Source organism: Candidatus Thermoplasmatota archaeon, assembly GCA_030018475.1.
Lineage (GTDB): Archaea > Thermoplasmatota > JASEFT01 > JASEFT01 > JASEFT01 > JASEFT01.
The window spans coordinates 32,544-43,120 of sequence record JASEFT010000005.1; the positions used below are offsets into that span (position 1 = coordinate 32,544).

Genomic DNA, 10,577 nt, shown 5'->3' on the forward strand with positions numbered 1-10,577 from the left:
CAAATGCTAAGTTTTTCAGAAGGTATTAATGCCTGAACACTCTCATACCTGAGAAAACCATCGCAATCTCGTATTCGTTGCAAGCATCTATAACTTCTTGATCTCTTACACTTCCGCCAGGCTGAATAATTGCGCTTACGCCAAACTTAGCAGCCGCGTCAACCGCATCTCTGAAAGGAAAGAACGCATCACTTGCCAAAGCAGAGCCTCTAATATTTTTGCCGCCTTTCCTGGTAGCAATATGAGCGCAATCCACTCTGCTCGTCTGCCCCAACCCAATAGCTACTGTATGTAGCTCTTTCGCAAATACTAAAGCATTAGATTTGCAATGTCTTACTACTTTAAATGCAAATTTTAAGTTTTCAAGCTCTTGCTCAGTAGGAGCTCGTTTAGTTACTACTCTAAATTTCGATTCATCGAGCTCTTTTACATCTCTGTCTTGCACTAGCAAACCGCCTACGACTGACCTAGTGACAAGACCTTTCCTTTCATAACTCCTATTTAAAGGCACTTCTAAAACTCTTAAATCTTTTTTCTTTTTTAATATCTCTAAAGCTTCTTCTGAGAATTTAGGTGCAAGCACAACTTCTAGAAACAATTTAGAAAGCTCTTCCGCCGATTCTTTATCAACTTCTCTGTTAAAAGCTACTATTCCGCCGAAAGGCGAAACTTTATCGGTTTCGTAAGCTAATCTGTAAGCATCTACAAGTCTAGAAGCAATTGCAACTCCTGTAGGATTTGTATGCTTGATTATAGCGCAGGCAGGTAAAGAAAATTCTTTTATAAGTTCTAGAGCTGCATCAGCATCTAGAATATTATTATAAGAGAGCTCTTTGCCATGTAGCTTCTTTGCGTTTGCTATGCAAGGCTCTTCAAAGCCGGGAGTTTTATAGAAAGAAGCTTCTTGATGAGGATTTTCACCGTATCTTAGAGCTTGCACTTTCTCAAAACTTAAATTTAAATAAAACGGAAATTTTTCATAGCCAAATGTTCTTCTAAAATATTCTGAGATTACACTGTCGTAATGGGCTGTTTGAAAGAAGGCTTCTAAAGCTAGTCCCTTACGCGTAACTTCTGTGATACTTAAATTATTCTCTCTCAGCTCCTTAATTACGATATCATAATCTTTTGGATTGCTCACAACTGCTACATCTTGATAGTTTTTAGCCCCGGCTCTCAACAAAGTAACTCCGCCAATATCTATATTTTCAATAGCATCTTCAAGTTTATGCTCTTTAGAAATAGTTTTTTCAAAAGGATAGAGATTGACAGCAACCAAATCAATAGTTTCAATATCCTCTTTTTCTAAATCTCTAAGATGCTCTTTTTTAGCTCTGACCGCAAGGATCCCAGCTTGAATTTTAGGATGTAGTGTTTTCACTCTACCCTCAAGTAGCTCAGGGAATTTTGTAATCTCAGAAATTTCTTTTATTTTTATTCCTTTTTCTCGCAGCGCCTTAGCTGTGCCACCTGTAGAAATTATATCGATACCTAAATTTTGCAGCTCTTTAGCAAATTCTACAATACCTGTTTTGTCATAGACGCTTAATAGCGCCCTTTTAACTTGCATTATATCACCGAAAAAATGAATAAGCTAGTAAAAAGATAAGGGTAGCGATTTTTTGTAGTTATGTTTTTTATACATCACATTTTTTATCTTGTCTACCTCAATATCTGTATCGCTCTCATCAAATCAGTTCTAGATACAATACCTACAATCTTGCCGTTTTCAAGTACTAATAAGCGACCAATATTGTGCTTAGCCATAACTTTTAAAGCCTCAACAGCACCTTCTTCAGGGGTTATATGAATTATATTCTTCGTCATTATATCTTTAACTAAAACTGCGCGTCTCTGCTCTACAGGTATTTTTCTAACGTCTGTCAGCGTAACAATACCTTCTAGTTTTTGCATTGCTTCTTCTATTACGGGAAAGCCTATATATTTAGTTTTTAGCATAAGTTCTACAAGCTTTTCTACAGTTAAATTGGGCGAAACTCTTGTTACATCTGCACTCATTATATCTCTGACTTTTACATTTTCTAGAGTAATAGTTACCGTAGTCATTCTTTCTTCTTCCCCTGCCGCTATATATATAATGAAAGCAATAACAACAAGCATAGGACTGAAAGCAAGCCAAGGATTGAGACCTAGTCCGAACAACCCCATTAGAAGTGCGCATACTTTACCCATAACCACAGCTTTAGAAGTTGCATCTAAATAAGACATTTTAGTTGCTAGCCAAGCTCTTAACAACCTACCGCCATCCATTGGGAATGCTGGTAAAAGATTGAAGCATGCCAAAAAGATATTATAGAACCCAAGCACGCTGAAGAGCATGGCAAAATAGCTTAAAATTGAATTATAAGGTAAAATACTAACTGCTAAGAAAGCAGCTGAAAAGCATGCTCCTATTGCGAGGCTTGTTAAAGGGCCTGCAATTGCAATACTGCATTCTTTTTCAGGCGCTCTAGGTATTTTTTCCATACTAGCAATTCCGCCGAAAATAAATAAAGTAATAGCCCTTATTTTAGTACCATACTTGAGCGCTATATAAGAATGGCCAAGCTCATGTAAAAGAACGCAGAAAAACAATATGCCTGTAGCTAGAAATGCAAATATTATTCTCAGCGCTATAGAACTTAAATTTCCGAAGCCTAGTTTAAACCAGAAAAAGGTTGATTCGCTAACAGCGAATACCCAAACGAAGACAGGTATTATAAGTAAAAACGTTACATGGATATTAATAGGTATTCCTAAAAGTTTGCCTACTGTAAAAGCACTTTTAAATCTCATTTTTTAAATTTTAAAAAACTATAACTACTATATATAGCTATTGGCGCAAAAGTTTTAAAGCTACAGAGGTCTTTTTTTCTTGAAAAAAGAATGTATATCGTCATAGGCGGTGGAGGCAATATAGGCTATGCACTAGCGCAGTCACTTTACTCAGAAGGTCATGATATTGCAATTATAGAAAAAGACGTTGAAGCTTGCAAGCATGCCGAGGCACTTGACGTTTTTGTGGTTAAAGGCAATGCCGGCTCGCCTGAAACTTTAATTAGCGCAGGTATAGAAAAGGCAGACTTTTACATAGGAGTTACTGGCAGTGACGAAGTGAATCTAGTTTCATGCGCATTTGCGAAATCTAAAAAATGTAAGACTTTAGCGAGAATAGAAAGTTCAGAATATCTTAACGAGCCCATTTCTAAATCTACTTTTAAGTATTTAGGTGTGGATATAGCACTAGGTCCTGCACTTCTAACGAGTATAAAAATAGTGCGCTCTTTACTTAACCCTACACTATTAGACGCTGATATATTTGCTAAAGGCAAAGTGCAAGTTTTAGAAGTCACAGTAGATAAGGGCTCACCTGCTGCAAATAGCTCATTGAAAAATTTAAAGCTTCCTAAATCTTGTAGGATTGTAGCAATAATCAGGAATGGCGATATACTGATACCTGACTCTAACGAGCTGATTCTACCTAACGATAACGTAGTAATAACGTTAGGCAACGCCGAGCTAATACCTTCTTTGGAAAGTGCTATAGGCGGCAGGGGTAAAATAGAATTAGGTAAAGGAGAAGAGCTTAGTAGAGTTGTTATTGTAGGTGCTACAAGAACCGGCGTGCATATAGCTAAACTTCTAGAAAAATCTGTATCTGTAACTCTTATAGACGATAACAAAGAGTTTTGCGACAATGCCTCTACAGAATTGGCGAGCACAGTCGTTATTCACGGCAATCCTGTAGATAAAGAGCTGCTCACAGAGGAAGGCGTTGCAGGAGTCGACACTTTTATTGCAGCCACACCTAAAGACGAAACCAATATGCTGTCTGCATTACTTGCAAAAGAGCTTGGCGCTAGAAGAATTATAGCTTTGATAGACAAGCCTGAACTTAGAGCTGATTTAGCAACCGTTGGTATAGAGATGGTTGTAAGCCCAACGCTAGTCACTATAGGCACGATTTTGCAATACGCGCGCAAGTCTGAAGTTTTAACTTTTAAAGTACTAAAAGAAGGCGAAGCTCAAGTATTGGAATTTAGAGTTCTAGATAACTCGCAAGTAGTAGGTAAGAAGCTCAAAGATGCTAAGCTGCCTAAGAACAGTATTATAGGTGCAATTGTTAGAAATAATGAGGTAATTGTTCCTACAGGTAGTGACGAGCTACACATTGACGATAAAGTTATTATTTTTGCGAAAACAGACGCAATACCTAAATTAGAGAGGCTGTTTTAAGTACCAAAAATGTTAGCTAGACTTGCATTTAGAGTGAAAGCTCTATTAGATGCGCTTGGACTTGTGATAATGCTGTTCAGTCTTGTCTTCTTACTGCCTGTATTTGTAGCATTTTACTATAGCGAAGCTATTCACAGTGTGATGCGGAGCTACGTTGTGCCTATGATACTTACTGCAAATATAGGATTATTACTTTGGGTGCTCGGTATAGAAGAAGCTGAGATGATAAGGGATAGAAAATTGATTTTTGCAATTTTACTGGGCTGGATTGTGTTAATGCTAATACCTAGCTCTGTAATTCTACCTTTAAAAATAGAGTACTTTCCTGCACTCATATTCGCTGTGATAGCAATTATATGTATTGTAGTTTTTATAATTTTAAAATATTTCAGAAGAGCTAGATTGAAAGAGCTGCGCGAGAGGGAGGCTTTTGTATGCGTAGCGCTCGGCTGGCTTATTATATCTGCCTTTGCAGCTATGCCCTACACCTTCTCAAACTCTTTAGGATATGTTGATTCTTATTTTGAAGCTATGTCCGGTTTCGCTACCTGCGGCTCTACAGTACTTGAAGTCCCTAAAGGATTGGATTATCTTAATGTGTATCCACACAGCCTTATGTTCTGGCGTGCTCTAACTCAATGGCTCGGCGGAATGGGCATAATTGTACTTTCAATTGTAGTTTTAGCTCGCGCTATGGGGCCAGGAGGCGCAAGACTGTTTAAAGCTGAGGTTAGCGGTAAAGAAGTTACTCGCCTCAAGCCTAGAATAAAGGAAACTGCGAGCGCGCTCTGGAAAGTCTACCTACTCTTTACTATTATAGGAATAATTTTACTGTTTCTTGCAACGAACGATGTTTATGATTCTGTATGTCATTCTTTTACATCGTTATCAACAGGCGGATTTTCAACGAGATATCAAAACATAGCAGCCTATGATAACGTGTTTGTCGAAATAATTATCATCGGACTTATGATAGTAGGCGGTACAAATTTTATATTGCACTATAGGCTCTTAAGTGGGAAACCTAAGGCGCTCTTTACAGACCCAGGGTTTAAATTTTATATATCTTCAATAATTATTGCAATAGTTCTAATTACTATCAACCTTATTCTCAGCGCTTCGTCCCGCTCACCATTAGATACGTTTAGAATAGGTGTATTCCAGGCTGTCTCTATAAACACCACCACCGGCTTTTCTTCTGCAAACTTTGCTCAATGGCCCTTCGCATCACAATTAATCCTTCTTGTGCTTATGTTCATTGGCGGGTGCGCAGGATCTAGTGCAGGCGGTATAAAGACAATACGTACTTTAGTTCTTCTAAAAGTAGTGAAGCGCGAGCTCAGAAGGATAATACATCCAAAAGCAGTTGAGCCTATAACTTTAGCCAAGCATCCTATTGAAGAGGGGCTTGTTCATAACATCATAGCCTTCTTCTTCCTATACATACTAATATTCATCGTTTCTGCAATTGGAGTTGCGCTCATTGAGAATCTAGATATTGTTTCTAGTGCCTCTGCAGTAGCTACTACAATGGGCACTGTAGGACCGGGCTTAGGAAAAGTAGGTCCTGCAACTACTTTCGCCTCGTTACTCCCCATTACCAAATTATGGCTTACTGCATGTATGTGGCTTGGTAGATTAGAAATATTTGCTTGCCTAGTGCTGTTCATGCCTAGAACTTACAGAGGATAATTTTATTTGAGCGCAATTTTATTCACTACTTGTGGACGAGCTTAAAGCTGTTGAAGAGATAAAGAAATCGGAACAAGAAGCTGAAGAAATTCTTATAAAAGCAGAGCAGGAATCTGCTGAGATATCTTCTAAAGCTAAAGCTCAAGCTGAAAGGATTTTAAAAGATGCAGAATCTAAAATTATAGAAAAATGTAAAAAGATAGTTGAAAGAGCTGACGAAGATGCTAAATTAGAAAGTGCTAAAATTAAAGAAGCTTGTGAAAGAGAAATTGTTGCACTAAAATCAAAAGCTGACGAGAAATTAGAGTCGAGCATAAGAAAGGCTATCCAGATTATACTAGAAGGATAAAAATGGCAGTACTAGAGATGGAAAGGGTCTATGTACTGGGCTACGAACAACAGAAATTAGAAATTTTAGTGACTTTACAAAAATTAGGTATTGTAGAAATTAGTGATTTAAAGCTAAGTTTAGAGAAGAGCCCGCTTAAAAATTATTTAAGGAGCGCTCCTGAGATTGCCACAACAGAATACGATCAAAAGCTTGCAACCTTACAATATGCAATAGATTATCTATTACCTTATCAGCCTCGCCCTGGCTTTGTTGTTGGATTAATTAAAAGCTTAATTGAGAGTATATTCGGAACTAAGTTTGTAGTTTCAAAAGAGGAATTTGAAAAGATAGCCAAGAAATTAGATGCGCTACTTCAAATTTGTAATAAATTAAGAGATTTTGAGAGTGAACTTAGTAGACTAAGAAGCGAGGAAAGTAAAATTTCTGCAGTTAGAGAATTGATAAAGCCTTGGGAAAATTTAAGAATAAACCTTGAAGAGCTTGGCGAAAGTAAAACTACATTTTCATGTCTCTCTACTCTATCAAGTTTAAAATTTGATAGTTTCGTACAAGAATTACAAAAAATTGCTAACGCTTGGCTTAAAGTTATTAACGTTGTTGGTGCCAACCACTATCTACTCGTTATTGTTTTAAAGCCTTACAGACAAGAGCTTGAAGAGCTTTTTAGAAAATACGAAGCTCATATTCAAACATTTGCTGAAGAGTTAAAAAGCGCTCCAAAAAATATTTTAAAAGATTTAGATAGCGAGCTTAAGGAGCTAGCCACGAAGCGAACTAAAATAGAGAAAGAGATATCAAAACTTGCTAAATATAGATACGATTTCCTTCTTGCCTACGATTATTTGCTAATTGAAAGAGATAAACTTTCTGCTTTATCGAATTTAGGCACTACTCAAAATACCTTTCTACTAGAAGGCTGGCTAAAGAAGAGCGATGTGAGCAAGCTAAAGAATAGTCTAGCCAAATACAAAAATATTGAAATAGTCACAAGAGCACCTCTAGAGAGTGAGCAGCCGCCTGTGGCTTTAGAAGAAAAAAAAATATTCCAGCCTTTTCGGCTTGTAACTAACCTTTATGGCAAACCTGCCTATACCGAGATAGACCCTACTCCTTTTCTAGCACCTTTCTTCTTACTGTTTTTTGCATTATGTCTAACTGATGCAGGCTACGGATTAGTACTAATTGCACTTTCTTTGTTCTTTATGAAAAAGATCCATGGCGGTAGAGGCTTCTTTATGCTAATGCTCGGTTGCGGAGCTATAACTGTGGTTATAGGCTCGCTCACAGGCTCATTCTTCGGTAATTTAACAGGCTTTAGAGCTGTTTGGCTTGATCTTATGAACGAAAACGATGTGATTTCGTTCTTGCTGTTCGCACTAATGCTAGGAGTCATTCAAACTATCTATTTCGGACCTTTGATTAAGTTTTATCACAATATAAAATTAAAAAAATTTAAAGACGCGCTTTTCGACCAGGTCTTTTGGACTGTTTTCCTTTCCTCGGTACTTTTTGTATTGCTCAATGCACTCGGGTTTTTTGGTGTAACTCTAAGAAGAATATTTGGAATAACAGAGCTGTTCGGCGTTAATATAAAAGCGCTTGGTGCAGCACTTCAGCCCTACGCGATCTATATAGCTATAGCAAGTGTAATAGTTGTAGTCGCAACAAAAGGCAGAGCTCATAAAAAAATAGGTAAAAGGCTAGTTGCAGGACTTGCAAGTCTTTACGGCATTAGTAGCTATATAGGAGATGTACTGTCTTATTCACGTCTACTCGCATTGGGCATGACTACATCTGCAATAGCAATTGTTGTTAATACTATTGCGTTCATGTGCCTTTCGACGCCTTACATAGGAATAGTGATGGCAGTAATAATACTCATAGGCGGGCACACGCTCAATTTGATTATTAACTGTCTCGGCGCTTTCGTACACACTTTAAGACTACAATTCGTAGAGTTTTTCAGTAAGTTTCTAGGAGGTGCTACAGGCAGAGGGTTTATGCCTTTTAGTGAAGCTAAAAAATATACTGAAGTGAAATGAGTAGTCGAGAATGAGAAAAGAAAAAATTAAAGAGGCTTTGCAAGGACTGAAAGATGAGATAAGACAGAAGTATAAAGCAGGAGTCAAAGGAATCTTTGGCTCTTATGTAAAAGAGGAGCAGAAAGAAAGTAGCGATATAGAAAATGACGATATGATGTTAAGTGCTGTGATAAAGAAGTTTGAAATTATTGGGGAGGCAACAAAAAACATACCACAAGAGATTAAACAGAAACATCCAGATGTTCCTTGATAGTAAATTTAAAAAGTTATGTAGGTAATACTAAAACTAAAAAACAATAAAAGGTGATAAAATATGGAAATCTTAGGATTGGCGTTTGCTATAACGGGCGCTGCTTTAGCAGCAGGACTAAGTGGCGCGGGCTCTAGTATAGGTGTTGGATTAGCAGCGCAGGCAGCTGCTGGAGTCACTTCAGAAGACCCTGAAAAATTCGGTAAAATGTTGCAGCTAAAAGGCCTGAAGAGTTTGGCAAAGCAATGATAATGCCTGTTATTGTAGAGACTTACGCAGTACTATCTTTACTTGTAACTATTCTGCTACTCAACGGTATAAAATTGTGAAAGAAAATGGGTTTAGAAGAGCTCAAAGCTCAGATAATAAGTGACGCAAATAAAAAGGCTGAAGAAATAAAAACGAATGCTAAATTAAAAGCTCAGGAAATTACCAAAGAAGCTGAAGAGAGAGCTGAAGAAATTAAAGAAGAAGGTCTGAGAAAAGCAGAAGAAGATGCTAGAGCTGTAAAGGCAAGAATTATTGGCGAGGCTAAATTAGAAGCAAGAAAATCGTTGTTATTTGTGAAGCAAGAGATTATTGAAAAAGTGATTAAAAAAGCATTGGCTGAAATTTCCGAAATGCCCGACAGAGAATATTTAGAGTTCTTAGAGAGCCGATTGTTATCTATACTCGCTGCTGAGAAGCTTGAAGGTAAATGCATAATTGAATTAAGTGAAAAGGATAGAAAAAGAATACCTAAGGATTGGCTTGAACAGCTTGAAAAAAAATTGAAAATTAAAAATTTAAAATTAGAGCTTGGCAATAATTTTCGTAAAGATTTCACAGGCGGCTTCGTATTAAAAACGCCTGAGGTTGAGATTAACAACTCTTTAGAAGCTATTGTTAAATTTAAAATAGATTTGCTAGAGCAAGAAATTGCAAAAATACTGTTTGAGTAAAAAATGACGAAACTGTTAAGTGCGCTTTCTGTAAAAGAGGAGAGTAAATATGCTTATAGCTTTGGAGTAGTTAAAGAGTTAGAGCGCTCGCTACTAACTAAAGATAAATTTGATAGATTAATTGAAGCTAAAGATATAGATGAGCTTTTCAAGCTTTTAATAGAAACGGCCTATAGCGAAGCTACAGCTGAAAATTTTGAAAGCGTATTGAATAAAGAACTTAAAAAAGTTTACCTTACTCTAAGCAAGTTTGCGCCTGACAAACAATTTATAGAGCTGTTTTTCTTAGAGTATGATTTCCATAATCTTAAAGTATTACTTAAAGCAAAACTACAAGAAAAAATAGGTGTAGAGGAGCTTTTTGTAGAGCTTGGCGAAATAGGCAAAGAAAAAATGTCAGCCTTTTTAAGATTAGAGCTATCAGAAATTATAAAGCAACTTGGAGATTACAGCGAAATAATTCAAGAAATAGAGAATAAATTTGCGCAAATCAAAGATCCAAGGATAATAGAGAATATTTTAGATAGAGCGCTGTTTGAAAAAATGTATTCTTATACAAATGACAATGAGCTATTAAAAGAAATCGTAGCTATCTACGCAGATATAGCGAATTTTAAAATTGCAGTAAGATCTAAAAATTTGGTACGAGCAAAAGACTTGATTGTATTTGTACCTCATGGCAAAGTCAGTGCTAAAGAAGCAGGCACGTTCTATGAAAGAGGGCTGGAATATTTTATTAAGGAGCTAACCAAATATTACGAAAAGATTATACCTCAGGCTTTAGAGTATTATGAAAAGTGGCGAAGCTGGCTTTTACTAGAAAAGCTTGCCGACGATTACATAATAAAGAAGCTAAGAGAGAGATCTTTTTATGTGGGAGTAGAGCCTTTAATAGGCTATCTACTCGCGAAAAAAACTGAAATAAAACTTTTAAGAATGCTAATAGTAGGTAAGCTTGCAAATTTAGATATAGCGAAGATAAAAGCTCAATGGCGTGCGTTATATGTCTGAAGCCTTTCTTTCTCTTTTCGGAAAAGAGAAAGAAACTCTTCAGGGAAAGAAAG

At 36.9% G+C, this 10,577-nt stretch carries 9 protein-coding genes and 1 pseudogene; 8 read left to right on the forward strand and 2 right to left on the reverse strand.

What is annotated here, in order from left to right; genetic code table 11:
• Positions 1 to 25 precede the first annotated feature (25 nt).
• Together purH and QMD21_01690 are read right to left on the reverse strand one after the other, a co-directional pair.
• Entirely contained in the window at positions 26 to 1,570 is a 1,545-nt protein-coding gene (gene purH, locus QMD21_01685) for a bifunctional phosphoribosylaminoimidazolecarboxamide formyltransferase/IMP cyclohydrolase (protein ID MDI6855482.1), read from the reverse strand.
• A gap of 92 nt (positions 1,571 to 1,662) precedes the next feature.
• A complete protein-coding gene (locus QMD21_01690) occupies positions 1,663 to 2,796 on the reverse strand; it encodes a CBS domain-containing protein (GenBank protein ID MDI6855483.1) in 1,134 nt (377 codons plus the stop codon).
• Positions 2,797 to 2,886: 90 nt separating this feature from the next.
• On the opposite strand from QMD21_01690, the gene trkA reads away from it, so the two are divergent.
• From trkA to QMD21_01730, 8 genes and pseudogenes are all read left to right on the forward strand, one after another.
• Positions 2,887 to 4,236, forward strand: a complete 1,350-nt coding sequence (trkA, locus tag QMD21_01695; GenBank protein ID MDI6855484.1) for a Trk system potassium transporter TrkA — start codon at positions 2,887 to 2,889, stop codon at positions 4,234 to 4,236.
• 9 nt (positions 4,237 to 4,245) lie between these two features.
• Positions 4,246 to 5,928 carry a TrkH family potassium uptake protein gene (locus QMD21_01700; protein MDI6855485.1) on the forward strand — a complete coding sequence of 561 codons (1,683 nt, stop codon included), beginning with the start codon at positions 4,246 to 4,248 and terminating at the stop codon, positions 5,926 to 5,928.
• Between the two features lie 31 nt (positions 5,929 to 5,959).
• Positions 5,960 to 6,277: a hypothetical protein gene (locus QMD21_01705; GenBank protein MDI6855486.1), complete on the forward strand. Its 318-nt coding sequence runs from the start codon at positions 5,960 to 5,962 to the stop codon at positions 6,275 to 6,277.
• A 2-nt stretch (positions 6,278 to 6,279) separates the two neighbouring features.
• A complete protein-coding gene (locus QMD21_01710) occupies positions 6,280 to 8,322 on the forward strand; it encodes a V-type ATP synthase subunit I (GenBank protein ID MDI6855487.1) in 2,043 nt (680 codons plus the stop codon).
• A gap of 10 nt (positions 8,323 to 8,332) precedes the next feature.
• Complete coding sequence (locus tag QMD21_01715) at positions 8,333 to 8,572, forward strand: hypothetical protein (protein MDI6855488.1); 240 nt, start codon at positions 8,333 to 8,335, stop codon at positions 8,570 to 8,572.
• Positions 8,573 to 8,635: 63 nt separating this feature from the next.
• Positions 8,636 to 8,901 (forward strand): annotated as a pseudogene (locus tag QMD21_01720) (hypothetical protein).
• 6 nt (positions 8,902 to 8,907) lie between these two features.
• Positions 8,908 to 9,513: a V-type ATP synthase subunit E gene (locus QMD21_01725; GenBank protein ID MDI6855489.1), complete on the forward strand. Its 606-nt coding sequence runs from the start codon at positions 8,908 to 8,910 to the stop codon at positions 9,511 to 9,513.
• Positions 9,514 to 9,516: 3 nt separating this feature from the next.
• A complete protein-coding gene (locus QMD21_01730; GenBank protein ID MDI6855490.1) occupies positions 9,517 to 10,524 on the forward strand; it encodes a V-type ATPase subunit in 1,008 nt (335 codons plus the stop codon).
• The last annotated feature ends 53 nt before the right edge of the window (positions 10,525 to 10,577 follow it).